General features: G+C 63.2%; 23 protein-coding genes. 6 read left to right on the top strand and 17 right to left on the bottom strand.

Translation table 11 applies throughout. From position 1 onward, the window contains the following. The first annotated feature begins 268 nt into the window (after positions 1-268). Positions 269-394, top strand: coding sequence for a hypothetical protein (locus tag LB533_RS30010; RefSeq protein ID WP_318011226.1), 126 nt, complete (start codon positions 269-271; stop codon positions 392-394). Positions 395-526: 132 nt separating this feature from the next. Continuing rightward, positions 527-1,549, top strand: coding sequence for a fatty acid desaturase (locus tag LB533_RS15895; protein WP_140640522.1), 1,023 nt, complete (start codon positions 527-529; stop codon positions 1,547-1,549). Positions 1,550-1,659: 110 nt separating this feature from the next. Here LB533_RS15895 and LB533_RS15890 read toward each other — a convergent pair whose 3' ends face one another. The 5 genes from LB533_RS15890 to cysG form a co-directional block, all read right to left on the bottom strand. Continuing rightward, a complete protein-coding gene (locus LB533_RS15890) occupies positions 1,660-2,193 on the bottom strand; it encodes a DUF934 domain-containing protein (protein ID WP_140500236.1) in 534 nt (177 codons plus the stop codon). Between the two features lie 163 nt (positions 2,194-2,356). After that, positions 2,357-3,121 carry a phosphoadenylyl-sulfate reductase gene (locus LB533_RS15885; RefSeq protein WP_140640520.1) on the bottom strand — a complete coding sequence of 255 codons (765 nt, stop codon included), beginning with the start codon at positions 3,119-3,121 and terminating at the stop codon, positions 2,357-2,359. After that, entirely contained in the window at positions 3,096-4,766 is a 1,671-nt protein-coding gene (locus tag LB533_RS15880; RefSeq protein WP_140640518.1) for a nitrite/sulfite reductase, read from the bottom strand. The genes LB533_RS15885 and LB533_RS15880 overlap by 26 nt, the downstream gene beginning before the upstream one ends. 48 nt (positions 4,767-4,814) lie before the next feature. Then, positions 4,815-5,108, bottom strand: coding sequence for a DUF2849 domain-containing protein (locus LB533_RS15875; RefSeq protein ID WP_140640516.1), 294 nt, complete (start codon positions 5,106-5,108; stop codon positions 4,815-4,817). Further along, positions 5,105-6,550, bottom strand: a complete 1,446-nt coding sequence (gene cysG, locus LB533_RS15870; protein ID WP_140640514.1) for a siroheme synthase CysG — start codon at positions 6,548-6,550, stop codon at positions 5,105-5,107. Before cysG ends, LB533_RS15875 begins: the two co-directional genes overlap by 4 nt. Before the next feature lie 432 nt (positions 6,551-6,982). Between cysG and LB533_RS15865 the strand changes: the two genes are divergently transcribed. Both LB533_RS15865 and LB533_RS15860 read left to right on the top strand, forming a co-directional pair. Continuing rightward, positions 6,983-7,432 (top strand): host attachment protein, encoded by a 450-nt coding sequence (locus LB533_RS15865; RefSeq protein WP_140640512.1) that lies wholly within the window; start codon positions 6,983-6,985, stop codon positions 7,430-7,432. 214 nt (positions 7,433-7,646) lie between these two features. After that, on the top strand, positions 7,647-9,431 hold the full coding sequence (locus LB533_RS15860) for a cation:proton antiporter (RefSeq protein WP_140640510.1): 1,785 nt from the start codon (positions 7,647-7,649) through the stop codon (positions 9,429-9,431). A 135-nt stretch (positions 9,432-9,566) separates the two neighbouring features. On the opposite strand, the gene LB533_RS15855 is transcribed toward LB533_RS15860, so the two are convergent. Beyond that, on the bottom strand, positions 9,567-10,004 hold the full coding sequence (locus LB533_RS15855; RefSeq protein WP_140640508.1) for a VOC family protein: 438 nt from the start codon (positions 10,002-10,004) through the stop codon (positions 9,567-9,569). A 90-nt stretch (positions 10,005-10,094) separates the two neighbouring features. After that, positions 10,095-10,904 carry an AraC family transcriptional regulator gene (locus tag LB533_RS15850; protein ID WP_140640506.1) on the bottom strand — a complete coding sequence of 270 codons (810 nt, stop codon included), beginning with the start codon at positions 10,902-10,904 and terminating at the stop codon, positions 10,095-10,097. Positions 10,905-11,044: 140 nt separating this feature from the next. On the opposite strand from LB533_RS15850, the gene LB533_RS15845 reads away from it, so the two are divergent. Beyond that, positions 11,045-11,965, top strand: coding sequence for a zinc-binding dehydrogenase (locus LB533_RS15845; protein ID WP_140640504.1), 921 nt, complete (start codon positions 11,045-11,047; stop codon positions 11,963-11,965). Positions 11,966-11,992: 27 nt separating this feature from the next. Here LB533_RS15845 and LB533_RS15840 read toward each other — a convergent pair whose 3' ends face one another. From LB533_RS15840 to LB533_RS15805, 8 genes are all read right to left on the bottom strand, one after another. Then, on the bottom strand, positions 11,993-12,745 hold the full coding sequence (locus LB533_RS15840) for an SDR family NAD(P)-dependent oxidoreductase (protein WP_140500256.1): 753 nt from the start codon (positions 12,743-12,745) through the stop codon (positions 11,993-11,995). Positions 12,746-12,795: 50 nt separating this feature from the next. Next, positions 12,796-15,057, bottom strand: coding sequence for a transglycosylase domain-containing protein (locus LB533_RS15835; RefSeq protein WP_140640502.1), 2,262 nt, complete (start codon positions 15,055-15,057; stop codon positions 12,796-12,798). Between the two features lie 217 nt (positions 15,058-15,274). Next, positions 15,275-16,351, bottom strand: a complete 1,077-nt coding sequence (locus tag LB533_RS15830) for a type I restriction enzyme HsdR N-terminal domain-containing protein (protein WP_224677701.1) — start codon at positions 16,349-16,351, stop codon at positions 15,275-15,277. 186 nt (positions 16,352-16,537) lie between these two features. Continuing rightward, complete coding sequence (locus tag LB533_RS15825; protein WP_140640498.1) at positions 16,538-16,684, bottom strand: hypothetical protein; 147 nt, start codon at positions 16,682-16,684, stop codon at positions 16,538-16,540. 23 nt (positions 16,685-16,707) lie between these two features. Then, a complete protein-coding gene (locus LB533_RS15820; protein WP_140549477.1) occupies positions 16,708-16,962 on the bottom strand; it encodes a GlsB/YeaQ/YmgE family stress response membrane protein in 255 nt (84 codons plus the stop codon). 107 nt (positions 16,963-17,069) lie between these two features. After that, the gene (locus tag LB533_RS15815; RefSeq protein WP_140640496.1) at positions 17,070-17,273 is read right to left on the bottom strand and encodes a hypothetical protein; all 204 of its coding nucleotides are present in this window, start codon (positions 17,271-17,273) and stop codon (positions 17,070-17,072) included. Between the two features lie 83 nt (positions 17,274-17,356). Further along, positions 17,357-17,977 carry a ribonuclease D gene (locus LB533_RS15810; RefSeq protein WP_140640494.1) on the bottom strand — a complete coding sequence of 207 codons (621 nt, stop codon included), beginning with the start codon at positions 17,975-17,977 and terminating at the stop codon, positions 17,357-17,359. A gap of 141 nt (positions 17,978-18,118) precedes the next feature. Further along, positions 18,119-19,501, bottom strand: a complete 1,383-nt coding sequence (locus tag LB533_RS15805) for a M20/M25/M40 family metallo-hydrolase (protein ID WP_140640492.1) — start codon at positions 19,499-19,501, stop codon at positions 18,119-18,121. A gap of 475 nt (positions 19,502-19,976) precedes the next feature. Here LB533_RS15805 and polA point away from each other — a divergent pair, with 475 nt between their 5' ends. Continuing rightward, the gene (gene polA / locus LB533_RS15800; protein ID WP_224677806.1) at positions 19,977-22,928 is read left to right on the top strand and encodes a DNA polymerase I; all 2,952 of its coding nucleotides are present in this window, start codon (positions 19,977-19,979) and stop codon (positions 22,926-22,928) included. A gap of 48 nt (positions 22,929-22,976) precedes the next feature. Here polA and LB533_RS15795 read toward each other — a convergent pair whose 3' ends face one another. Together LB533_RS15795 and mgrA are read right to left on the bottom strand one after the other, a co-directional pair. After that, positions 22,977-23,381 (bottom strand): Fur family transcriptional regulator, encoded by a 405-nt coding sequence (locus LB533_RS15795; protein WP_140549472.1) that lies wholly within the window; start codon positions 23,379-23,381, stop codon positions 22,977-22,979. Positions 23,382-23,566: 185 nt separating this feature from the next. Then, a complete protein-coding gene (mgrA, locus tag LB533_RS15790; RefSeq protein WP_140640488.1) occupies positions 23,567-24,613 on the bottom strand; it encodes an L-glyceraldehyde 3-phosphate reductase in 1,047 nt (348 codons plus the stop codon). Positions 24,614-24,698 lie beyond the last annotated feature (85 nt).

Below are 24,698 nucleotides of genomic sequence, written 5' to 3'. Positions count from 1 at the left end.
TATCGAGGTTTAGTGGGCAAAAATCAAGGGGTAAGCGATGGAAGGCCAGCCGCTCGAACTGCATGGCGGCCAGCGCTATGTCTCGATTTTAATTCAAACTTTACCATAGCTATCGCCTTTCCTTGCCCCGATGTCGTGATCGGGGAACCATTTGCTGGCTGGAGGATTTTCGAACCGACACAGGATTTTTGAAATGACACTCCGCGACAAAGGCGAAAAGAGAGATCGGATCGCCGCCGAAATCCGGCGCCAGCTGGGGACCGCGGCGATGAGACGCTTTCTGCATGCGCTGCCGGCCTTTCGCGCCGAGAAAGACATTCCTGACCGCTTCCGCGACCTGCTCGATCGTCTCGACGGCATGGACAGCGGGATGGCTGGCGGCGGACGTCAGTAGGCGCGCCGGCGAAATTTCGGATGGTACCGGCCCAATGGCCGGACGGGCCCTCGCCCATCGCGACAATTACACGCGGTAATTTTGCGTGAGTGCAGCCTTGCGGGAGCGGGCCGGCTCCGTCTATGGTCCCTGATGAACATGATTTCCCCCGAGACTGCCGCCAATAGCAAGCGCGCCTGGTTGAAGATATTGTCGCGCTATAAGAAGCCGGACAGGCGGCGCAGCGCCGTCGAACTGGCGATCACCCTGATCCCTTTCGCAGCGCTCTGGGCGCTGTCCTCGATCGCCTTTGCCTATGGCCATTGGTGGGGGCTGGTGCTGATCTTGCCGGCGGCAGGCTTCCTGGTGCGGATTTTCATGATCCAGCACGATTGCGGGCACGGATCCTTCTTCGCCAACCGCACCGCCGACGACTGGATAGGCCGCGTCCTGGGCGTGCTTACGCTGACGCCTTATGATTGCTGGCGGAGTGCTCATGCCACCCATCATGCCAGCGCGGGTAATCTCGACGAGCGCGGCGTTGGCGATATTAAGACATTGACGGTCGCGGAGTACCGGCGGATGTCCTGGAGAGGTCGCCTCGCCTATCGTCTCTATCGTCATCCCCTGGTCATGTTCGGACTGGGACCGATATGGCTCTTCATCTTCGAGCAAAGGCTGCCGATCGGGATGATGCGCGGTGGCCTGAAGCCCTGGGTATCCTCAATGGCCACCAACCTCGCCATCGTGCTGGCGGCGTCGATCTTGATATGGTTCGTCGGTATTGGCGCTTTCCTGGTGGTCCACCTACCGATCGTCATCCTCGCCGGATCGGCCGGCATCTGGCTGTTCTATGTCCAGCACCAGTTCGAGGAGACCGAATGGGCGAAGGACGATGAATGGGAGTTCCAGCGCGCCGCCTTGCACGGATCCTCCTACTATGACCTGCCGCCGGTGCTGAACTGGTTCACCGGCAACATCGGTGTCCACCATGTCCATCACCTCTCCGCGAAGGTGCCAGGCTATCGTCTGCAGGAAGTGCTACGCGATTATCCGGAATTGCGCGGCATAGGCCGCATCACCCTTCTTGAGAGCCTGCGCTGCGTCAAGCTGGCGCTGTGGGATGAAAACAGCGGGAAACTGGTATCGTTTCGTCAGGCACGGACGGCGGCGTAGCCATTTTCTGTCTGGCTCTGCTACTCCCCGATCCGCCGACCGGCGGCCATCCCGCCGTCGTGACGGGAGAGGACAGGCGGCATAAACCTGCCGCTGGGAATATCGTGATGTCAGCCGGCACGCAGCCGACGCCAAGAGTATTTTGGTCCCTTGGGCTTCGGCACGGCGGCAGGCTGGTAGTAGAGTCCCAATCCGCCGGTGCGGCCTTCGTCCAGCCGCTTCAAGAGCACGGGATTGGAAATCTCGAATTCATCGAAGCCGAGCCGCAGCATATGCGGCAGCTGGTCGACCAGCACCTGGCCGGTGGCGCGCACGGCACCTTCGAAATGATGTCGGCTGCGCAGCAATTCGCCCTTTGAGAAGGAGCGGCCATCGCTGAACGACGGAAAGGCCAGCGCCACCAGCGACAGCTGGTCGAGCAGGCCGGCGATCCTTTCGAGCTGATCGCCGGGTTGCAGCACGACACCGATCCTTTCCTTGGCCGACCGGCGCACCTCCGGATCGAGATCGAGAAACGCCTGCAGCGGCAGGATGAAACGGCCATTGCCGGACAGTGCTTCCGCGCCTTCGGCATGAGCCCACTCATCCTCCCGAAAACCCGTCGGGGTCCAGAGGCGGGTCTCCGGTATCGTCGGTTCAGTCATAGGAATTTCCTAAAAATTCAAAGAAGCTCAATGGTGTGTTGAGATTCAGGTCAGGCTGGGTCGAAAACGGTAGCTTCCGAGAGCCGGGGCGGAGCGTACTTGTAGTACGTGAGCCCCCGAAACCGCCGTTTGCAGGCTGGCCTCACCTGAATATCAGCATACCCTATAGCGATGCGTCGGTCAGCGACTTCTCCAGTCCCGACAGGTGAATGCCGCACTCGGTCTTGGCATGACCGGCCCAGCGACCGCTGCGCGCGTCCTCGCCCGGCTGCACCGGTTGCGTGCACGGGAAGCAGCCGATCGACAGATAGCCATAGGCGACCAGCGGATTTTCGCGCAGCGCATGCGCGCGCATGTAGTCCGCCTGGTCCGACGTCGTCCAGTGCGCCAGCGGATTGATGCGGATACGTGGGCCGACCGCCTCGAACACCGGAAGTGCTGCGCGCGTCGAAGCCTGGAAGCGTTTGCGGCCGGTGAACCAGGCGCGGAAAGGCGCCACGCCCCGCGCCAGCGGCTCGACCTTGCGCACGTTGCAGCACGCATCGGTATCGCTCTGGTGCAGATTGCCGGTCGGATCGATCCGTTCGAGTGCTGCTTCCTCGGGCTTGATCACCTGGATGTTGGTCAGCCCGAAATCGGCGCCTAGCGCATCGCGATAGTCGAGCGTCTCCTCGAAATGCTTGCCCGTATCGAGAAAGATGACCGGCAGCGTCCGGTCGATCTCGGCGATCATGTGCAGCAGCACCGCCGAGTCCGCCCCGAAAGACGACACCGCGGCAATCTCGTCGCGGAACAGTTCGTTGGCCGCGCGTTCGATGATCTCGAGCGGCTTCAGATGACCATAGAGCGCGTCAAGCCCCGCCGCTTTGGCGGCGATGCCGTCATCGACGTCGAGTATGGGGTCAAGCGGCCTTGGCTTCGCCAGCATAGAGCGCCTCCTTGAACGGCGCGGGACCGACACGGCGGTAGGCGTCGATGAATTTCTCTTGTGGATTGAGCCGAAGGCCGAGATAGGTTTCGACGATCTGCTCGATGGCGTCGGTGATCTCTTCCGACGAGAAGCCGCGGCCGATGATCTCGCCTACCGAAGTGTTCTCGTCGGCCGAACCACCAAGCGTCACCTGGTACAGCTCGGTGCCTTTCTTTTCGACTCCGAGAATGCCGATATGTCCGACATGGTGGTGGCCGCAGGCATTGATGCAGCCGGAGATCTTCAGCTTCAACTCGCCGATCTCGCGCTGCCGCTCCAGCGAGGCGAAGCGACGCGAGATCTCCTGCGCGATCGGAATCGAACGCGCCGTGGCGAGCGCACAATAGTCGAGGCCCGGGCACGAGATGATGTCCGATATCAGGTTGGAATTGGCGGTCGCCAGGCCGATATCGACCAGCGCGTCATAGACCGCCTTCAGGTCGGCGCGCGCCACATGCGGCAGGATCAGGTTCTGCTCGTGGCTGACGCGCAACTCGTCGTATCCATACTTCTCGGCGATATCGGCAATCGCTTCCATCTGGCTGTCGGTCGCATCGCCCGGCACTTCGCCGATACCCTTCAGCGAGATGGTCACCGCCGCATAGTCGGGGTGGCGATGCGTCACCACGTTCTGGTCGAGCCAATCCGAGAAGCCCTTGGAATCGAGGCGTGCCAGCTTTACAGCCTCGTCGCCATCCGGCCGTGCGGTCAGCGCTGGCGGCGCGAAATAGGCGTCGATGGCGCGGATGTCTGCTTCCGGCAGCTTCAACTCGGCGTCCTTCAATTGCTGCCATTCCGCTTCGACCTGGCGCGTGATCTCCTCGACGCCGGTCTCGTGGACCAGGATCTTGATGCGCGCCTTGAACTTGTTGTCGCGGCGGCCATGTAGGTTGTAAACGCGCAGGATCGCCGTGCAGTAGGACAGAAGGTCGGCTTCCGGCAGGAAATCGCGGATCTTCCTGGCGACCATCGGCGTACGGCCCTGGCCGCCGCCGACATAGACGGCGAAGCCGAGCTCGCCGGCCGCGTTCTTCTTCAGGTGCAGGCCGATATCATGGGTCTGGATGGCGGCGCGGTCGCGCTCCGCGCCGGTTACCGCGATCTTGAACTTGCGCGGCAGGTAGGAAAACTCCGGATGAACCGATGACCACTGGCGCAGGATTTCCGCGTAGGGACGCGGATCGGCGACCTCGTCGGCGGCCGCACCCGCGAAATGGTCCGCGGTGACGTTGCGGATACAATTGCCGCTGGTCTGGATGGCGTGCATCTCGACACTCGCCAGATCGGCCAGGATCGCAGGAATGTCGGACAGCGCCGGCCAGTTGAACTGGATGTTCTGGCGCGTGGTGAAATGGCCGTAGCCCTTGTCGTATTTGCGCGCGATATGGCCGAGCATGCGCAACTGCTTGCTGTTCAGCGTGCCATAGGGCACCGCGATGCGCAGCATATAGGCGTGCAATTGCAGATAGACGCCGTTCATCAGCCTGAGCGGCCGGAACTGATCCTCGGTGATCTCGCCGGCGAGCCGGCGCTGGACCTGGTCGCTGAACTCGGCGACGCGGGCCTGGACAAAATCGTGATCGAACTCATCGTAGCGGTACATGCTTCGTCTTTCAGGGCGCGTCCGCCCGTGTTCACTTCTGGTCTGGGCTTACGCCGCCCGGGAGGCCTGCTTGCCGAGATCGCCACGAATGGTGGGGCCGGCGGCGCGGATCTTCTCGCGCAACCGCACCGGCTCGACAACGCCGTTGACGATTTCGGCATCTATGAGGTTGACGTCGAGGACTTCGTTGTCGGCGTGGGCCTTGGCACCGATCGCTTCCAGGCGATCCTCGGCCGCCTTGTCATGGGCAAGGTCGGCATGGTCCGCCCTCTCGGCCCAGCCGCCGTCTGCGTACCAGACGGCGATGCCGTCGGCGAGCCGGTTGGCGGTCAGTATCTTCATTGCTGAACTCCCTCGGCGGCAACTATCGGCGCGCCTTCATGCCTGTGTGCCGCGAGCGGTTCGGACCGTTCGAAATTGGCGCCGGCGACCGCATCGCCGATGATGGTCATGACCGGACCCGAGAGATCGGCGCGCGCTTCCAGCGACGGCAGGTCGGCAAGCGTGCCATGGAAACGGCGGCGATTGCCGAGGCTGGCATTCTCGACCACGGCTACCGCCGTATCCGGCGAAAGCCCGGCCTCGATCAGCCGGCCGGCAACCTCCGCGGCCACCGAGCGGCCCATATAGACAGCAACGGTGGCACCCGAAATGGCAAGCTTGGCCCAATCGGGCAGCGAATTGCCCTTGAGATCATGACCGGTGGTGAACACCATCGAGGAGGAAACCCCGCGCAGCGTCAGCGGCAGTTCGAAATCGGCGGCGGCGGCGAAAGCAGCGGTGACGCCCGGAACCACCTCATAGGCCACGCCCGCATCACGCAGCGCCGCCATCTCCTCGCCGGCCCGGCCGAACACCAGGGGATCGCCCGACTTCAGCCGCACCACACGCTTGCCTTCGCGGCCAAGCTCGACCAGCAACGCGTTGATCTCGGCCTGGCTCTTGGTGTGACAGCCCTTGCGTTTGCCGACCGCCAGCCGCTCGGCGTCGCGTCGGCCCATGGCGACGACAGCCTCCGGCACCAGCGCATCGTGGACGATGACATCGGCCTCCATCAGCAGCCGATGCGCGCGCAGCGTCAAAAGGTCCTCGGCACCGGGGCCCGCGCCAACCAGGGCGATATGGCCTGAAGCGGATGCATCCGAAAGCAGAAGATCGGCGGCTGCGTCATGCGCCTGCGAAAGCTCGCCAGCTTCGACGGCGCGCGCCGGCGCACCGCCGAAGAACTCGCTCCAGAACCGGCGGCGGGAATTGCCCCTGGGCAGGCTTTCAGCGGCGGCCCGGAAGGACGCGGCGAGAGCCGCCAGCCTGCCCAACGAAGGCGACAGCATGCGGTCGATGCGGGCACGCAGCATCTGCGCCAGCACCGGCCCAGCGCCTTCCGTGCCGATGGCGATCGCGACCGGTGCGCGATTGACGAGCGCCGGGGTGAAAAAATCGCAAAGCTCCGGCCGGTCCACCGCATTGACGGGGATGCCGAGCCGGCGCGCATCTCGGACGACGCGCCGGTCGAGCGCCTCATCGCCGCTGGCGGCGAACACCATCACCGAGCCTTCCAGCCGGCTCGCCTCATAGGCCGCGATGTGGGTGGCGCCGCTCTGCGCGATGAAGCCGAGCATGTCCGGTGAGGCGCTCTCCGCAACGATGCGCAGCGCAGCGCTGGACTGCCCAAGCAATCGTGCCTTGGCCAAAGCTTCGTCGCCGCCGCCGACGATCGTTACGGCTTCGTCTTCGACCCGTACGAAGACGGGGAAGGCATTGAGCTTGGGGGCGGGCTGCGGCATGGATACGAACGGAATCCTGATCTGGTCTTCACTTCTACGCGTGGGCGCGAAAAAGCTGAAGAAACCCACTCGCGCATCACCTCCCGGGATGCAATCGCTTTTTCTAAAGGGCTGCGGCCAAGAGAAAAATATTCCACCTTGCTGCGGAGACCGGCGTCAAGCCGCTGGTCGCGGGCCTTGATTTCTCCTCTTTTTGGGCCGAACGCGCTTCATGACGAAACAGTTTTTTCTAAATTCTACTAATTTAGTAGATTAAAGCTGCCCGGCGGTCGTGCGCGCGTCTCCGCCCCGACGGAGCGCCTGTATGACCTGGCTTTTTGGCTGGAACATTACCGGATCGAGGCGCGTTCCTTCCGCATGCGCAATGCAAAATCATATCTGGCCGCGGCGTGAAGCCAAGCGTGGCGGCAGCGAAGGAAGGAGCCCGGCGTCATGAGCGCGATCAAGTTGAAGCACGGCATCTGGATCATGGTAGCCGACGGAGAAAAAGCGCTCTTCCTCAGAAATGCAGGTGACACCAAATTTCCGAACCTCGAAGTGGTGCAGGAAATGAGACAGGACAACCCGCCAACGCGCGAGCAAGGCAGCGACAGTCCCGGCCGCTACAATGACGGTCCCTCTGTCCACCGCAGCGCGGTTGAGGAGACGGATTGGCATCGGATCGGCAAGGAGCGCTTTGCCGACGAACTCGCCGAACGGCTCTACAAGCTGGCTCATCAAGGCTCTTTTGATGAAATCATCCTCATCGCGCCGCCGCTCGTGCTCGGCGCGATGCGCAAGGCCTTGCACAAGGAAGTCAGCGACAAGGTCAGCGCGGAAATTCCCAAGACGCTGACCAACCACGCGGTATTCGAGATCGAGGCTCTGTTGCGGGCAGCTTGATCGTTGGCTATCGAGCGCCGCCATTGCGGCGCAGGATTTCGGCTGATCTCGAATTCCGGCTTGCTTGCCCACCGGCGAGGTATTTGTCGCGTCACCGGCAATTCCCGGTTTGTGGGGTTGCATGGCCGACACTCAATCCACCATATTGCAAACAAGCGGCGGCTTCGGGCGGCGCATATCCTGCATCGCTGGCTTGAAAGGCGCTCCATAGACAATGCCGCATGACACTCCCCTTATCGCCACCATCGTAGCCGGTCTGGGGCTCGCTTTCGTCTTCGGCGCTCTCGCCAACCGCTTCCGCATTCCGCCGCTGGTCGGCTATCTCGTGGCCGGCGTGCTGGTCGGGCCGAACACGCCCGGTTTCGTCGCTGACGCCGGCCTTGCCAATGAGCTCGCCGAAATCGGCGTCATTCTGTTGATGTTCGGCGTCGGCCTGCATTTTTCGCTGAAGGATCTCCTGTCGGTCCGCGCCATCGCCGTGCCCGGCGCCATCGTCCAGATCGGCTTTGCCACGGCACTCGGCGCGGGGCTTTCCTGGATGCTCGGCTGGTCGGCGGGAGCAGGGCTGGTCTTCGGCCTGGCGCTGTCGGTGGCCTCGACCGTGGTGCTGCTGCGCGCCCTGCAGGAGCGTCGACTGATCGAGACCGAGCGCGGTCGCATTGCCGTCGGCTGGCTGATCGTCGAGGACCTGGCCATGGTGCTGGCGCTGGTGCTTTTGCCAGCGCTTGCCGGCGTGCTTGGCGGCCAGGAGCAGGCGGATGCCCATGCGAGCGGCCTGTTGTCCCTGCCCGCGAGCTACGGAATCTGGGGCGTCGTCGGCATCACGCTGGCCAAGGTCGCAGCCTTCGTCATCGTCATGCTGGTGGTCGGCCGTCGCGTCATTCCCTGGATCCTGCACTATGTCGCCCATACCGGCTCGCGCGAGCTGTTTCGGCTTTCGGTGCTGGCGATAGCGCTTGGCGTCGCTTTCGGCGCGGCCAAGCTGTTCGGCGTCTCGCTGGCACTGGGCGCTTTCTTCGCCGGCATGATCATGAGTGAATCCGAACTCAGCCACCGCGCTGCGGAGGAATCGCTTCCGCTGCGCGATGCCTTCTCGGTGCTGTTCTTCGTCTCGGTCGGCATGCTGTTCGACCCGTTCAGCCTGTTCAGCAACGGCTTGCCGATCCTGGCGACGCTCGCCATCATCGTCGTCGGCAAGTCGCTGGCGGCCTTCCTCATCGTCGTCGCCTTCGGTTATCCCCTGGCGACGGCGCTGATGATTTCGGCGAGCCTTGCCCAGATCGGCGAGTTCTCCTTCATCCTGGCCGAACTCGGCGTCGGGCTGAAACTGCTGCCCGAACAGGGGCGCGACCTCATCCTGGCGGGCGCCATCCTGTCGATCGTGCTCAACCCGGTGATGTTCCTGGTCATCGACTGGATGAAGCCATGGCTCGAGGCCCGCGCCGCCAGGACGGCGCCGCCTGTGGAGCCCAAACCGGTCGGCCCGGCGACGGCGCCCGGCCAGGTGGCTTCAGTCGCCTCGGCGGCGAAGCAGGAAGATGGACCGCCGCCAAGAACAGCCCTCAGCGGCCACGCGATCCTGATCGGCTACGGCCGTGTCGGCAGTCTCGTCGGCGCTGCGTTGAAGGAAGCCGCCCTGCCCTTCCTGGTGGTCGAGGATGCCGACAAGACACTGGTGAAGCTCAAGGCCGAGGGCATCGAGACCGTGGCCGGCAACGCCGCCAATGCCGAAGTGTTTGCAGCCGCCAATCCCGAAGGCGCAAAACGGCTGATCCTGGCCATCCCCAATGCCTTCGAGGCCGGTCAGATCGTGCTGCGTGCGCGCGCCGCCAACCCCGCCATCAACGTCGTCGCCCGCGCCCATTCCGATGCCGAGGTCGAGCATCTCAAGGGGCTCGGCGCCGATACGGTGATCATGGGCGAACGCGAGATCGCGCGCGGCATCGTGGAAGAGGTGCTTGGTGACAAGCCGCGGGCGGCTGAACCGTCCGCCGCCTGAGCCGATCCTGCACGGACCCCATCCGTACCTAGCGAGAACGCGGCCGACCGTGGAGGTCTGGACCTTGGACAGGTGGGCGGCCTTGGACGCGCCCGCTGACATCGGTCACTCCTGTCATTTGTCTTCGTATCGCACTCAACCGAGTTCTTGGGCGAGTCCGATGAGCAACCCCTCAGGCCCACGGATGTAGCAGAGCCGATACACGTCTTTATACTGGACTACTTCGCCTACGAGCTGCGCGCCGCGCGTGCGGAGCCTCTCAAGCGTCTCGTCTATGTCGTCCACGGTGAACATGACGCGGAGGTAGCCTAGGGCGTTGACCGGGGCGTTCCGGTGATCGGCGACGACAGGCGGCATGAGGAAGCGGGAGAGCTCGAGCCGGCTGTGGCCGTCCGATGTACGCATCATGGCAATCTCGACATGCTGATCGCCCAGTCCGGTGACACGGCCGGCCCATTCTCCTTCGATCGTGGCCCGTCCTTCAAGCTCGAGGCCGAGTTCGCGAAAGAAATCAATCGCCTCTCCGAGGTCTTCGACGACGATTCCTACGTTGTCCATCCGCTTGAGCGCCATGTTTCAGTCTCCAAGGTGTCGTTCGAATCTACAAGGCGTCGCCTGGTCTAACAATGGATGCTCGAGGTGCTCCGCCTGCAGCCAGGTTGATCACGCCACAAAGGCAGAGCCGCCATTTTGCGCGACGCTGCCGAGGTATTTTGCCGGCGGCTTGCCAAGCGCCTTCTTGAACATGGTGATGAAGGCGGTGACGGAATCATAGCCGAGATCGCCGGAGACCTGCTGCACGCTCGCACCGGAGGCCAGTTCCCTGATTGCGACGATCAGATGCAACTGCTGGCGCCAGCGTCCGAAGCTTAAGCCGGTCTCCTTCACGACGAGACGGGCGAGACTGCTCTCGCTGAGCGCAACCCGGCTGGCCCATTCCGACAATGTGCTGCGGTCGGCGGGGTCCTGCGCCAACGCTTCGGCGATCCGCCTCAATCGCGGCTCGGATGGGATTGGCAGATGCAGCCGCTGGACAGGCATGCGCGGCAGCTCGGCAAGCAGCGTCCTGATCAAAAGCGCATCCCGCGCTTCATCATCCCCCAGGCCATCGGACAGTTCGATGATCAGTTCGCGCAGCAGCGGCGAGACCGAAAGGGTGCAGCACCGGTCCGGCAATTCGGTGGCTCCCGGCTCGATATAGACGAAGAAGATCCGGGCGTTGGCGGTCGCGATATTGCTGTGCTCCATGTCGCCGGGAATCCACACCCCGCAATGCGGCGGCACCATCCACATGCCGCTCGGGACGCGGCATGTGACGCCACCGCCGAGCGCGAAGACGAGTTGGCCTTTGCGATGCCGATGGGAGGGTACTTCGGCCCTGGTTTCGGTAACGTCGACGCGCACGGCGATTGCCGGTGCGAGGACGTCATCCACATTGAAATCGAGCCATGGGTAGCGAAGAGGTTGTCTCATGATTGACGGCTTTTAGCGATTAAACGCCATGATAGCTAAATTCCTCAAGTTGGGAAGTCGATAGGTTCCAGCTTGCCCATGCACCGGTTGATCAGGATGCCACCGCGCTTTGCGCCCACAACCAGCAGGAAGGTACGTCCATGCGCGCCCTAGTCATGTCTTCCGACAGCCCCACCGGACTGACGCTTGCCGAGGTCGAGGACCCTCGGCCTCTCGCAAACGAGGCGCTTGTGTCGGTCCATGCAACTTCGTTGAATCGCGGCGAATTGCGCCTGCTCACCATACGCCCGGACGGCTGGATACCCGGCCAGGACATCGTCGGGATCGTCGAACGGCCAGCGGCCGACGGCTCCGGGCCACCCGTGGGCGCCCGGGTCGCGGCTCTGGTGGACCAGGCGGGCTGGGCCGAACGCGTCGCGGTTTCGACCGACCGCCTCGCCGTCCTGCCGGATGACGTCAGTTTCGTTTCCGCGGCCACGCTTCCGGTCGCGGGCACCACAGCGCTCAGGACTTTGCGCCATGGCGGCGACCTTGCCGGCCAGCGGGTCCTGATCACCGGCGCAAGCGGTGCGGTCGGCCGTTTCCAGATCCAGATCGCGCGCGAACAGGGCGCGAGCGTGACCGCGGTCGCGGCCGCCCGGCATGGCGAGGATCTCCGCCGCCTGGGTGCCGGGCAGGTCGTCGAGGCGATCGAACTGGCTGAGGGGCCGTTTTCCCTGATCACCGAGTCGGTCGGCGGCCAAAGCCTTGCCCACGCGATCGAACGCGTCGCGCCTGGCGGGACGATCGTCATGTTCGGCTCGAGCAGTGGCGAACTCACGCCAATTGGCTTCCGCCAGTTCGTTCCGGGTCACGAGGGGGCGAGGCTTCAGACTTTCGCCTACTACACGTCTGGCGCGGGCATTGGCTCGGACATCGCCTCGCTGCTCGCTCTCGTTGCGGCCGGCCGGCTGGAAACCCGCGTCGCCCTGACCATGCCATGGACCGACATCGCCCAAGCCCTGGACGCGCTGCGACAGCGCAGCTTCAGCGGCAAGGCCGTTCTCACCATGACCGGATGAACGATCCCTAGCCTGAGACCAGTCCGCTCACACGTGCTGGCCGCCATTGATGTGGATTTCCGAGCCGGTCACATAAGACGCCTGCCCGGAGCACAGGAAGAAGATGATGTCGGCGACCTCGGCCGTGGTACCCAGCCGCCTGAGCGGAATGGTCTCGACGATCTTGTCCGTGCCCGGCGAGAGAATCGCGGTATCGATTTCGCCCGGCGCAATGGCGTTGACGCGGATGCCGTGCGGGCCGAAATCATGCGCCATCTCGCGCGTCAGCGAGCCGAGCGCCGCCTTCGATGTCGCATAGGCGGTGCCGGCGAAGGGATGCACCCGGGTGCCGGCGATCGAGGTGACGTTGACGATCGACCCTTTCGCCGATGCCAGTTCCTTGAACAGGCCGCGCGCCAGCATGATCGGCGCGAAGAAATTGACCTGGAACACGTCGCGCCAGACATGCATCGGCGTGTCGATGGAGTTCATGCGGCTGTTGCCGTCCTTGAGCTTCGGCGAAATGCCGGCATTGTTGACCAGCGCGTGCAGCTGGCCGCCATGCGCCTCGAGCCGGTGGCGGATTTCGGAGACGGCGATGCCGACATCCTCCTGGTCGGCGAGATCGACCTTGATGTGGTCCTCAGGCCCGGCCGGCCACGGGCAATCCTCGGCAAATGCCTGGCGCGAGCAGGTGATGACGCGCCAACCCTCGCGCGAGAAACGCTTGACCGTGGCATGGCCGATGCCACGGCTGGCGCCGGTCAGCACAATGGTCTTCCTGGTGTCGATCTCTGCCATGTCGGGAGGTGTAGCCGAACGGTGTGGCGCTGGCGAGAGGCGAGTTGCCGCTAGCCGCCGCCGAGAATGTCGAGGATCGAGGTCTGCCGCTTCTTGAGCGGACCGCCGACACTGCCCGGCGGCACCGGATGTCCGACCGACGCGGTGGTTCCGGAGTCGCCCGGCATATCGAAACCGTCGGCGTCGACCGTCTGGGCCGGGCGGGGCGCGCGGACCGGCGCTGGCTGCGCCGCGACGGCAGCGGGCGACTGGCCGACAGGCGCTTGCGGCTTCGGAGCCGGCTGCGTCGCCTCGGCCGACGGGATTTCGTCCGGCACGATCCTATCGGCCGGCGTCGACTTCCAGGTGCCAGGCAGCGGCCGCACGGGCACGCCCTCATGCGCGGCGACCATGAACTCGTGCCATGCCTGCGCCGGCAGCGCGCCGCCGGTGACCTTCTTCATCGGGCTGCCGTCGTCATTGCCGAACCATACGCCGGTGGTGAGATTGGCGGTGTAGCCGACGAACCAGGCGTCGCGCGAATTCTGGCTGGTGCCGGTCTTGCCGGCCGACGGCCAGGTAAAGGCCGCCTTCCTGGCCGTGCCGATCTCCACCGTCCCGGTCATCATCGAGTTCATCATGCCGACGATCTCGGGCTTCACCACGCGTGGCGCGCTGCCGCTGCCGGCGTCGTACAGCACCTTGCCGTCGGCTGATGTCACGCGGCGGATGAAATGGATATCCGGCTTGTAGCCGCCATTGGCGAAAGGCACATAGGCCGAGGTCAGCTCCAGCGGCGTCACCTCGGACGTGCCGAGCGCGATCGAGGTGTTGGCTTGCAAATCGGACTGGATGCCCATGCGATGCGCCGCCTCGACCACTGCGTCCGGTCCGACCTCCATGGTCAGCTGGGCCGCCACCGAGTTCAGCGACTTCGCCAGCGCGGTGGCCAGCGTCACCTTGCCGAAATACTTGCCGCCGTAATTGTCGGGTGTCCATTTGCCGATCTTGATCGGCGCATCGTTACGCACGCTGTCGGGCGTGCGGCCGGCCTCGAGGGCGGCCATGTAGACGAACGGCTTGAACGCCGAACCGGGCTGCCGGCGCGCTTCCGAGGCGCGGTCGAACTGGCTGGTCGAATAATCGTAGCCGCCGACCATGGCGCGCACCGCACCTGAATCGTCGATCGACACCAGCGCGCCCTGGGTGACGTTGAGCTTCTTGCCGCTTTCGTCGATCAGCCGGCGGATCGATTGTTCCGCGAGCTTCTGCAGGTTCAGGTCGACGGTGGAATCGATGACGATGTCGCCGCGCACGTCGCCGATCAGATCGGGCAGTTCTTCCATGATGGTGTCGGCGACGTAGTTTTCCGAGCCTGTCCAGTAGGACGGCGCGCGCGTCGCCGGCGCGCTCATCGCCGTGGTCAGCTCCTTGGCGCTGATCTTGCCCTCGTCGCGCATGGCGGCGAGCACCAGCTGCGCGCGTTCCTCGGCGGCCTTGGGATCGCGTGCCGGCGACAGCCGCGACGGCGCCTTCAGGAGACCGGCAAGCAGCGCCGCCTCCGACAAGGTGACGTCGCGCGCGCTCTTGCCGAAATAACGGCGCGAGGCCGCTTCGACGCCATAGGCGCCGGAGCCGAAATAGACCCGGTTGAGGTACATTTCGAGGATCTGGTCCTTGGTGTGCTTGTGCTCCAGCCACAGCGCCAGCAGCACCTCCTGCACTTTGCGCTCCAGCGTGCGGTCCGGCGTCAGGAACAGGTTCTTGGCCAGTTGCTGCGTCAGCGTCGAACCGCCTTGCGAGAAATGCCCGCCGGCGAGGTTGGCGACCATGGCGCGCGACAGGCCGATCGGGTCGACCCCGAAATGCGAATAGAAGCGGCGATCCTCGATGGCGATGACCGCCTCGGGGATGTAGGGCGACATTTCGTGCAGGCCGACCGCCTCGCCGCCGCTCATGCCGCGATTGCCGAGCAGTTGGCCATCGGCGGAGACGATCTTGATATTGGGCGCGCGATCGGGGATCGACCAGGTTGTTGCCGCCGGCATTTTGGCGCCGTAGTAGACGACGACGCCGGCCACGGCGATGCCGCCCCAGATGGCCAGCACGAAGCACCAGTAGACCAGCCGGCCGAGCACGCCGAACAGGCCGCGCCGGCTTCGGCCGCGCCTGGCACGCGACGACTTTGCCTTCGGCGATTTGCGTTTGGCGGAGGCTTTGCGGTTGCTGGGCACGACGCGGTCCTCCTCGCTCACCGAAAGACCTGTCTGGGATCTCGCTTGTGGCGGTCCCTCGAAACTGGGTTCGATGCGGCTGTCTCTGCGGTTCGCCATGCGCTGCGCTTGATATCCCGATGCCTATGGCGTTCGGGTTGCAGAGTAGATGCGGCGGTTTAAAGGCGGGTTAAGTCACCCGCTTCTGCGCAAATGCCATATCGGGTGGCGAGAGCTCTCCCACGCAGTGCCTGTCACATTGCACGCCCACATTCGGCAGACTTGTCGAACCACGACCCTCGGCATAGTTTTTTCAGAGCGGCCCCCTGTACTATCTCTACGAAATAACTGTCGGCGCCAAAATATGTACAGGAGCCGTGTATTCCTTCGCGGTAGCCCTCAGGCGATCTGAATAATCATAGATCTCGTCAAGTGTGTCGATCTTGACTTTATTCTCTTTTTCACCATCAAAGAGTCCAAGATACCTTATGGAGCGATTGAACCACAACCGCGCGAGTGGTTTACGATTGTTATTATCGATCAAGATGCCGCAATAGCTTTTCTGATCCCTCATCACTACACGGGCAGGCTTCAAGGTGTCTCGCACGATCGCTCTTATGATCATGAACCCCTCGCGCTCCTCCTCCGTTGTAACGACCTCCTCGGTCTCTTCTCCCTCGACGCCGATCTCGGAAACTTCCGTTTCCGCTAACGCCGTTGACAATCTTGACTGAACAGACTCCCTCACAATTTCACGAAACGCGGCCTTCACCATAGGTGTGAACTGTTCTTTCACCTGGCTCGTAAAGCGACCCTGATAGAGTCCCCCCGTCACCATCCGAACAAAGTCCTCGGGAGGGTTCTCCATGACGTTCGCGATCTCTTTCTTGATCGCAGACGTGTATTTCAGCCTATGTGCCGACTGAAGAATCCCGTCGATATTGAATTCAGCTTTGGCGAATTTTTTTAGCTCGGTAACGAGCTGCCCCTGCATGTCGGACAAGTCGAAGGTGAGGAACGGTCGATCATCGAGGCGATTGGGCGCAACCAAATCGGTATGAAAATGGAACGTTCGACCGTTTGTGAGAATTGCAAATTTTGCGTTCGTCACTGAAAAGTAGCGATAGAGCTGAGCTAAATGCACCTTTTCAAGCGCCATAGATATAGGTTTGCATTCAATAAGTATCCGGATCTCTCCGTCTAACTTGATTGCATAGTCGACTTTTTCCCCTTTTTTCCCAACAGCATCTGCGCAAAATTCAGGGATTACCTCGTCCGGATTGAACACATCATAATCGAGGGCAGATAAGAATGGCAGGATAATTGCCGTTTTAAGTGCTTCCTCTGTGAGCATTGCGCTCGAATGGGTCCTGATCCGGTCCGCCACTACACGCAGTTTTTCTTCAACGCTCATTGTCCCCTCCCAAATATTCAAGGAGGATCACGCAAAAATAATAAAGACGCAAGATGGCAAACGATCGAGCTTTAGACGGGCTGTCGCTACGGGCTCAGATTTTGCCATGCATTTTTTGAAACCGAGGCCAGGAACAACTAGGGGTGTTCCGGCGGCCCTCCCGTGACAGCATGGCGAGGGCTTCGTTCAGTTCTGCTGGATCGAGATGCCCTTGTCGTCGATCTTGAGCTCCACGCCTTTCGGCTTGGTCTGTTCGCGATAGACAAAGATGCCGAGCGCGATGACCACGACGACGAGCGCGCCAATGACGAGATAGAGCGGATTCTGTTTCATGGCGCGCTCCTCTGTGCCGGGCCTTAGGCTCGCTTCAGGACCCTGACCAGCACCAGCAGGATGATGGCGCCGATGGTGGCGTGGATGATCGAGGCGAGAATGCCGCCACCGATGGAGAAACCGATCCGCGGGAAAAGCCAGCCGGCGATGAACGCGCCGATGATGCCGACGATGATGTTGCCGATCAGGCCGAAGCCGAAACCGGAGACGATGAGACCGGCGAGCCAGCCGGCGACGGCACCGATGATGATGAAGACGAGCAGGCTTTCGACACCCATAGGGACTTCCTCCAAGCAAGAGGGCGAGCGCGGAGCGGAGGCTCCGAATCGGCCTCAATCAACGGCTTCACGCTATGCGAAAGCGGCCGGCCTCGCCAGCGGCCTGGTCATGGGTCGCCGTCGTCGCTCGCGGCGGGCCGCCAGCTGGTCGGCTCGACCTTCTTCTGCGTGCTGCTGTCGATGTAGACCCACCAGCCGCCGTCTCGGTATTGGGCGATGGATTCGTTGAGCACGCCGTCGCTGTCCTTCCAGGTCACGGTGACCTTGGAACCGTCGGTGGGCGCGGTCGATATGGGCTTCCTGTCGGCCATGTCATCCCTCTTTTCGAGCCGACGGAACGCGACGGCCGGCATCTGTCCCGGACGGCCATCGGCGGCAGGGCGCCGCGACGCCGTCAGCTATGAGCGAAAATATCCTCTTCGTCCCAGCCCATGAGGTCAAGCTTGGCGCGTGTCGGCAGGAAGCGGAAACAGGCGTCGGCCTCCTTCGTGCGATCCTCGCGCGCAAGCCGCGACGCCAGCACGTCGCGCAGCCGGTGCAGATAGAGCACGTCGGACGCGGCGTATTCGAGTTGTTCGGGCGACAGCGTTTCAGCCGCCCAGTCGGACGATTGCTGCGCCTTGGACAGGCCGACGCCCAGAAGCTCGAAGCAGATGTCCTTCAGCCCATGCCGGTCGGTGTAGGTGCGGGTCAGCCGCGAGGCGATCTTGGTGCAGAACACCGGCTCGGGCATCACCCCGAACGCATGGTAGAGCACGGCAAGGTCGAAGCGCCCATAGTGGAACAGCTTGGTCACGCTGTGGTTTCCCAAGAGCTTCACAAGGTTCGGCGCTTCCTTTTGGCCCGGCGCGATCTGGATGACGTCGGCGCTGCCGTCGCCCGGCGAGATCTGCACCACGCACAGCCGGTCGCGGTGCGGGTTCAGGCCCAGCGTTTCCGTATCGATGGCAACCGCTCCGACATTGTAGCGGGACAGGTCGGGCAGATCGTGTCTGTGGAAACGGATGTCGCTCATCGTCTTCTCCGGTCGCGCCTTGCACGCATCCCAGAAGCGGACGCGCGCGCTCCAGCACGTTGCGCTGGCAACCCGTCCTTGCCGTGATCGGCGGAAAAATCAACATAAACTTGATTTCCCCGCCTTTCGTGATTTCCCGGCTCAGCGCGTCAGCGCGTCCAGGATGCGCGCCCAGGAGCGCTGGCCCTTGTGGAAGGAACTCAACTCATACTTTTCGTTGGGCGAGTGGATGCGGTCGTCGTCGAGGCCGAAACCGACCAGCAGCGATTCCATGCCTAGATAGGTCTGGAAGTCGCCAACCACGGGGATCGAGCCGCCGCTGCCGATCGTCACCGCCGGCTTCGGCCATTCGTCCGACAGCGCCGTCTTGGCCTTGGCCAGGAACGGCGAGTCGTAGGAGAGCTGGATCGCCGGCGAGCCGCCATGCGAGTGGAATTCGACCGAACAGTCGGCCGGAATGCGCTCCTTGACGAATTGCTGGAAGGCGGCGCGGATCTTCCCGGGATCCTGCTTGTGGACGAGGCGGAAAGATACTTTCGCAGAGGCCTGCGCCGCGATCACCGTCTTGAAGCCCTTGCCGGTGTAGCCGCCGGTGATGCCGTTGAACTCGGCCGTCGGCCGTGCCCAGGTGAGTTCCAGCAGCGAGCGGCCGTTTTCGCCCGACGGGATCGACAGGCCGACGGGGCCAAGGAACGTCTCGGCCGTTTCGCCCAGCGTTTCCCATGATTTCAGGATCTGCGATGGCGTTTCCTCGACGCCGTCATAGAAGCCCGGGATGGTGATATGGCCGTCCTTGTCGTGAATGTCGGCCAGCACCTTGGCCAGGATGCGGATCGGGTTGGCGGCGGCGCCGCCATAGAGGCCGGAATGCAGGTCGCGGTCGGCGGCCTTGACGGTGATCTCCTCGCCCACCAGCCCGCGCAGCCCCACGCAGATAGACGGCGTATCGCGGTCCCACATGCTGGTATCGCAAACCAGCGCGAAGTCGGCCTTGAGTTCATCGGCATTGGCTTCGAGGAACGGCTTCAGCGACGGCGAGCCCGACTCCTCCTCGCCCTCGAACAGGATGGTGATACGGCATGGCAGATTGCCATGCACCTGCTTCCAGGCCCGGCAAGCCTCGACGAAGGTCATCAACTGACCCTTGTCGTCGGCCGATCCGCGCCCGGTGATCACCTTGTGGCCGGGTCCGATCTCCTTGATCGCCGGCGCAAACGGGTCGTTTTCCCAAAGGTCGATCGGATCGACCGGCTGTACGTCATAGTGGCCGTAGAACAGCACATGCGGCGAACCGGCCGGCCCGTCATGATGCGCAACCACCATCGGGTGGCCTGGCGTATCGCGCACGCTGGCGTCGAAGCCGATCACCTTGAGTTCTCCCATCAGCCATTCGGCCGCCTTGCGGCAGTCGGCGGCATAGGCCGGATCGGTGGAGACCGACTTGATCCGGAGCAGGCCGAACAGGCGCTCCAGGCTCTGGTCGAGATTCTTGTCGAGACGGTCGAGGACGGGGGAAACTGACATTTGGCAAGCCTTTCGATTCAGTGCCGGAACCGTAAAGGCAGAGCGGACAAACGAAAAGCCCGGGACCATTGGACCACGGGCTCCAAGCGCGTGTTCGAACAAAAAAGACCGCCGTGGTGGAGGGGGAACCACGGCGGCCCTTCTACTCGAAACGATGCGGCAGCCCGGAGAGGGGGGATAGGCTGCCGCAGGTGTCCGGGATAGGCGGGGGACGGGCCTTGCTCCGGACGTCGGCGAAAATTGCCGATGACATTTATCTGTGTCATCGAACGTGGCGATTCAAGGGCACGAATATTACACTTTTGTAACATGGCCGTGAGCAGCCGTTGGACAGGCGGAGCCAGGCAGTCCTGCGTGCGAAAATAATGCCGATTTCACCTCTTTCCAACCAACCTGTCGCCTGCCTGTCAGGGTGTTGCTGGAAGCGGTGCCTTTGGCATGGACCAAGCCGCCGCGCCGCGCTATCCCTGCCGGCATGAAAAAAGGCGATCATCTCTTTCTTGTCGACGGCTCCGGCTACATCTTCCGTGCCTATCACGCGCTGCCGCCGCTGACCCGCAAGTCCGACGGCCTGCCGGTCGGCGCCGTGTCCGGCTTCTGCAACATGTTGTGGAAGTTGATGCAGGATGCCCGCAACACCGATGTCGGCATCGTGCCGACGCATTTCGCGGTCATTTTCGACTATTCGTCGAAGACGTTCCGCAACGATCTCTATCCGGAGTACAAGGCCAACCGTTCGGCGCCGCCGGAAGACCTGATCCCGCAATTCGGCCTCATCCGCCAGGCGACCAGGGCGTTCAACCTGCCCTGCCTCGATATGGAAGGGTTCGAGGCCGACGACCTCATCGCCACCTATTGCCGGCTGGCTTGCGAGGCCGGCGGCGACACCACCATCATCTCCTCCGACAAGGACCTGATGCAGTTGGTCGGCCCGACGGTGAGCATGTACGATCCGATGAAGGATCGCCAGATCGGCATTCCCGAGGTCATCGAGAAATGGGGCGTGCCGCCGGAGAAGATGATCGACCTGCAGGCATTGACCGGCGATTCCGTTGACAATGTTCCCGGCGTGCCGGGCATCGGACCGAAGACCGCGGCGCAATTGCTCGAACAGTTCGGCGATCTCGACGGGTTGCTTGACCGCGCCGGCGAGATCAAGCAGGAGAAACGACGCGAATCCATCATCGCCAATGCCGACAAGGCGCGCATCTCGCGCCAGCTGGTGACGTTGAAGAACGATGTGCCGGTGGCCGAGGGGCTGGACGAATTCGTCCTGCACGCGCCGGACGGACCGAAACTGATCGGCTTCCTCAAGACCATGGAATTCTCCTCGCTGACCCGCCGCGTGGCGGAAACGACGGGAACCGAGGCAAGCGACGTGCAGGCGGTCGCGGTGACGGTCGAACGCGCCGACTCCGCGCATGGACCTGATGTCGGCGCCGGCGCGCCGGTCGCCCCCAGCGCCGAGGCGGAGCAGGACGGCGAGACGGTCCCGGCCGCAGGCGGCGGCACGAAGGAAGGCAACACCCCCTCGCTTTTGTCGGCGCTTCGCCTGGAGGCCGCCACCGCCCGCAAGATCGACATTTCGGCCTATCAGTGCGTCCGCGACATCGCCAGCCTGAAGGCCTGGGTCGCCGAGGCGCTGGAGACCGGCATCGTCGCCTTCGATGCCCGCGCGACGTCGCCCGATCCGATGCAGGCCGAACTGATCGGCTTGTCGCTGGCGACGGCGCCGGGTCGCGCCGCCTATGTGCCGTTCGCCCACAGGAGCGGAAATGGCGACCTGCTCGGCGGTGGTCCGATCGACAACCAGATCCCGCTGCGGGAGGCGCTGGCCGTGCTGAAACCGCTGCTCGAGGACAAGTCTGTCCTCAAGATCGCGCAGAACCTGAAATACGATCTCGTCATCATGAGCCGCTACGGCATCGACGTCGGCCCCTTCGACGATACCATGCTGATCTCCTACGTGCTCGATGCCGGCACCTCGCATGGCCACGGCATGGACGCGCTTGCCGAGAAATGGCTGGGCCATAGTCCGCTTCAGCTCAAGGACGTGACCGGCTCCGGGAAAAATTCCGTCGGCTTCGACCAGGTCGACATCGACAAGGCGACCGCCCATGCGGCCGAGGACGCCGATGTGACGCTCAGGCTCTGGCAGGTGCTGAAGCCGCGGCTCGCCGCCAAGGGCCTGGTGTCTGTCTATGAGCGGCTGGAACGGCCGCTGGTGCCGGTGCTGGCGCGCATGGAACAGCGCGGCATCTCGGTCGACCGGCAGATCCTGTCGCGGCTGTCGGGCGAACTGGCGCAGGGCGCGGCCCGGCTCGAGGAAGAAATCTACCAGCTCGTCGGCGAGCGCATCAACATCGGCTCGCCCAAGCAGCTCGGCGATATCCTGTTCGGCCGCATGGGCCTGCCCGGCGGCTCCAAGACCAAGACCGGCCAATGGTCGACCTCGGCGCAGCTTCTGGAAGACCTCGCCGCCGAAGGCCACGAACTGCCGCGCAAGATCGTTGACTGGCGCCAGCTGACCAAGCTGAAATCGACCTACACCGATGCGCTGCCGGGCTTCGTCAATCCGGACACCAAGCGGGTCCACACCTCCTATGCGCTGGCCGCGACGACAACGGGGCGGCTATCGTCCTCCGAACCGAACCTGCAGAACATCCCGGTGCGCACCGCCGAGGGGCGCAGGATCAGAACGGCCTTCATCGCCGACAGGGGCAACCGCCTGGTTTCGGCCGACTACAGCCAGATCGAATTGCGCGTGCTCGCCCATGTCGCCGAAATCCCGCAATTGCGGCAGGCCTTCGCCGACGGCGCCGACATCCACGCCATCACCGCTTCGGAAATGTTCAACGTGCCCGTGGAGGGCATGCCTTCGGAGGTGCGCCGCCGCGCCAAGGCGATCAACTTCGGCATCATCTACGGCATCTCGGCCTTCGGCCTCGCCAACCAGCTGTCGATTCCGCGCGAGGAGGCCAGCAACTACATCAAGAAGTATTTCGAGCGCTTCCCCGGCATCCGAGACTATATCGAAGAGACCAAGGCTTATGCCCGCGAGCACGGTTTCGTCGAAACCATCTTCGGCCGCCGCATCCACTACCCCGAGATCCGGTCCTCCAATCCCTCGATCCGCGCCTTCAACGAGCGCGCCTCGATCAACGCGCGCCTGCAAGGCACCGCCGCCGACATCATCCGCCGCGCCATGGTGCGCATGGACGAGGCGCTGGAGAAGGCCAGGCTTTCGGCCCGCATGCTCTTGCAGGTGCATGACGAACTGATCTTCGAGACGATCGAGGCGGAAGTCGAGGCGACGATTCCCGTCGTGCGCCATGTCATGGAGAATGCTGCCATGCCGGCGGTGTCGATGTCGGTGCCGCTGCATGTCGATGCGCGCGCCGCTGACAATTGGGACGAGGCGCATTAGCGTGGACTTGGTCGTCGTGGAGCGAATATCTCGGATTGCGAGAACGCGTTAGGCAGCTTCCGACAAGCACTTGGCACAGGTCCCACGGAACTCGATCACCGCCTTCTTGGCGGCAAAACCTGAGGAGCGCACCCATTCGTCCAGCCGGTGGCCGACATCATGGTCGGACATTTCGGTCACCTGGCCACATGTGTCGCAGATGGCGAAAGCGGTCATCGAATGGCTGTGGTCATGCGGCTCGACGCAGGCGACGAAGGAATTGAGGCTTTCCAGCCGATGGACGAAGCCGGACTTCACCAGCGTGTCGAGTGCGCGGTAGACTTGCAGAGGTGCGCGGAAACCCCGCTCCCGCAGCTGGTCGAGCAAGGTGTAGGCGCTGAGCGGCCCGCTGGCGGCCTCGAGTTTCTCGAGCACGCACAGCTGGTTCTTCGTCAGCACATCCCTTGCCGCCATGATCCGTTTCCGACCTGTCTTGCGTCACATGCGGGTCGTTTCAACACGCAAACGGCCCGCTGCCCATTCAGATAGCGACGAACCGCCGTCTTTGCTACTCTTCTGTTGAACCGCGCTGACGCGACATTGCGCAAACGACAACGGCGGGAGGGCTCCTGCCGTTGTCGTTTTGCCGGCTTCCATGCCTACTTCCTTGGCGGGCCGTTGCGCTCGGCCGAGGCGGCCCACAGATTGATGTCGGACTCGCGCGCGTAATTGTCGATCTCGGCAAGCTCGGCGTCGCTGAAATCGGGCGCCTCCAGCGCGCCGACGCAGTCCTCCACCTGCTCCGGCCGGCTGGCGCCGATCAACGCCGATGTCACCTTGCCTTTGCGCAACACCCACGCCAGCGCCATCTGCGCCAGCGTCTGGCCGCGGCGGCCCGCGATCGCGTTCAAAGCCTGTATGTTGGCTATGGTCTTGTCGTTGATGAAGGCCGGCCGCAGCGACTTGCCCTGGGAGGCACGGCTGCCCTGGGGGATGCCGCCGAGATATTTGTCGGTCAGCATGCCCTGTGCCAGCGGCGAGAACACGATCGAGCCGACGCCCAGCCCATCGAGCGTATCGAGCAGTCCGTCATCCTCGACCCAGCGGTTGAGCATCGAATAGCTCGGCTGATGGATTACGCAAGGCGTGCCGAGCCGCTTCAGTATATCGGCCGCCTCGCGCGTGCGCTGCGAATTGTAGGACGAAATGCCGACATAGAGCGCCTTGCCCGAGCGCACCGCATGGTCGAGCGCACCCATCGTTTCCTCCAGCGGCGTATCCGGATCGAAGCGGTGCGAATAGAAGATGTCGACATAGTCGAGCCCCATCCGCTTCAGGCTCTGGTCGAGGCTGGCCAGCAAATATTTGCGTCCGCCCCATTGGCCATAGGGGCCCTCCCACATCTCGTAGCCGGCCTTGGTCGAAATGATGAGTTCGTCGCGATAGGCGGCGAAGTCGGTGCGCAGTATCTCGCCGAAAGCAATCTCGGCCGAGCCGGGCGGCGGCCCATAATTGTTGGCGAGGTCGAAATGCGTGATGCCGAGGTCGAAAGCCTTGCGCACGATCGCCTGCTTGGTCCTGTGCGGCGTGTCGTTGCCGAAATTGTGCCACAGCCCCAGCGAGATCGCCGGCAGTTTCAGGCCGGACCGGCCGCAGCGGTTATAGACCATTTTTTCATAGCGGTTTTCGGCGGCGACATAGGGCATGGGGAAAATCCTCGAAGTTGGATGGATTGGGCACTGTCATCGCGAACGCGACGCGTAGGCCCAGCGCCCCAACCCTTACCCTCTC

The organism is Mesorhizobium sp. BR1-1-13, assembly GCF_020165515.1.
GTDB lineage: Bacteria > Pseudomonadota > Alphaproteobacteria > Rhizobiales > Rhizobiaceae > Mesorhizobium.
This window is presented reverse-complemented; position numbering and strand designations above follow the sequence as displayed.

Excerpts from the sequence above, each read along its gene's own strand:
- LB533_RS15860 (WP_140640510.1), top strand. The coding sequence starts at position 7,647 with ATGCCGCATGACACTCCCCTTATCGCCACCATCGTAGCCGGTCTGGGG.
- LB533_RS15805 (WP_140640492.1), bottom strand. The coding sequence starts at position 19,501 with ATGTCAGTTTCCCCCGTCCTCGACCGTCTCGACAAGAATCTCGACCAG.
- LB533_RS15890 (WP_140500236.1), bottom strand. The coding sequence starts at position 2,193 with ATGACTGAACCGACGATACCGGAGACCCGCCTCTGGACCCCGACGGGT.
- LB533_RS15815 (WP_140640496.1), bottom strand. The coding sequence starts at position 17,273 with ATGGCCGACAGGAAGCCCATATCGACCGCGCCCACCGACGGTTCCAAG.
- LB533_RS15880 (WP_140640518.1), bottom strand. The coding sequence starts at position 4,766 with ATGTACCGCTACGATGAGTTCGATCACGATTTTGTCCAGGCCCGCGTC.
- LB533_RS15875 (WP_140640516.1), bottom strand. The coding sequence starts at position 5,108 with ATGAAGATACTGACCGCCAACCGGCTCGCCGACGGCATCGCCGTCTGG.
- LB533_RS15865 (WP_140640512.1), top strand. The coding sequence starts at position 6,983 with ATGAGCGCGATCAAGTTGAAGCACGGCATCTGGATCATGGTAGCCGAC.
- LB533_RS15835 (WP_140640502.1), bottom strand. The coding sequence starts at position 15,057 with ATGGCGAACCGCAGAGACAGCCGCATCGAACCCAGTTTCGAGGGACCG.
- LB533_RS15830 (WP_224677701.1), bottom strand. The coding sequence starts at position 16,351 with ATGAGCGTTGAAGAAAAACTGCGTGTAGTGGCGGACCGGATCAGGACC.
- LB533_RS15810 (WP_140640494.1), bottom strand. The coding sequence starts at position 17,977 with ATGAGCGACATCCGTTTCCACAGACACGATCTGCCCGACCTGTCCCGC.
- mgrA (WP_140640488.1), bottom strand. The coding sequence starts at position 24,613 with ATGCCCTATGTCGCCGCCGAAAACCGCTATGAAAAAATGGTCTATAAC.
- LB533_RS30010 (WP_318011226.1), top strand. The coding sequence starts at position 269 with ATGAGACGCTTTCTGCATGCGCTGCCGGCCTTTCGCGCCGAGAAAGAC.
- LB533_RS15840 (WP_140500256.1), bottom strand. The coding sequence starts at position 12,745 with ATGGCAGAGATCGACACCAGGAAGACCATTGTGCTGACCGGCGCCAGC.
- LB533_RS15850 (WP_140640506.1), bottom strand. The coding sequence starts at position 10,904 with ATGAGACAACCTCTTCGCTACCCATGGCTCGATTTCAATGTGGATGAC.
- LB533_RS15825 (WP_140640498.1), bottom strand. The coding sequence starts at position 16,684 with ATGAAACAGAATCCGCTCTATCTCGTCATTGGCGCGCTCGTCGTCGTG.
- LB533_RS15845 (WP_140640504.1), top strand. The coding sequence starts at position 11,045 with ATGCGCGCCCTAGTCATGTCTTCCGACAGCCCCACCGGACTGACGCTT.
- LB533_RS15820 (WP_140549477.1), bottom strand. The coding sequence starts at position 16,962 with ATGGGTGTCGAAAGCCTGCTCGTCTTCATCATCATCGGTGCCGTCGCC.
- LB533_RS15895 (WP_140640522.1), top strand. The coding sequence starts at position 527 with ATGAACATGATTTCCCCCGAGACTGCCGCCAATAGCAAGCGCGCCTGG.
- polA (WP_224677806.1), top strand. The coding sequence starts at position 19,977 with ATGAAAAAAGGCGATCATCTCTTTCTTGTCGACGGCTCCGGCTACATC.
- LB533_RS15855 (WP_140640508.1), bottom strand. The coding sequence starts at position 10,004 with ATGGCGCTCAAGCGGATGGACAACGTAGGAATCGTCGTCGAAGACCTC.
- LB533_RS15795 (WP_140549472.1), bottom strand. The coding sequence starts at position 23,381 with ATGGCGGCAAGGGATGTGCTGACGAAGAACCAGCTGTGCGTGCTCGAG.
- LB533_RS15885 (WP_140640520.1), bottom strand. The coding sequence starts at position 3,121 with ATGCTGGCGAAGCCAAGGCCGCTTGACCCCATACTCGACGTCGATGAC.
- cysG (WP_140640514.1), bottom strand. The coding sequence starts at position 6,550 with ATGCCGCAGCCCGCCCCCAAGCTCAATGCCTTCCCCGTCTTCGTACGG.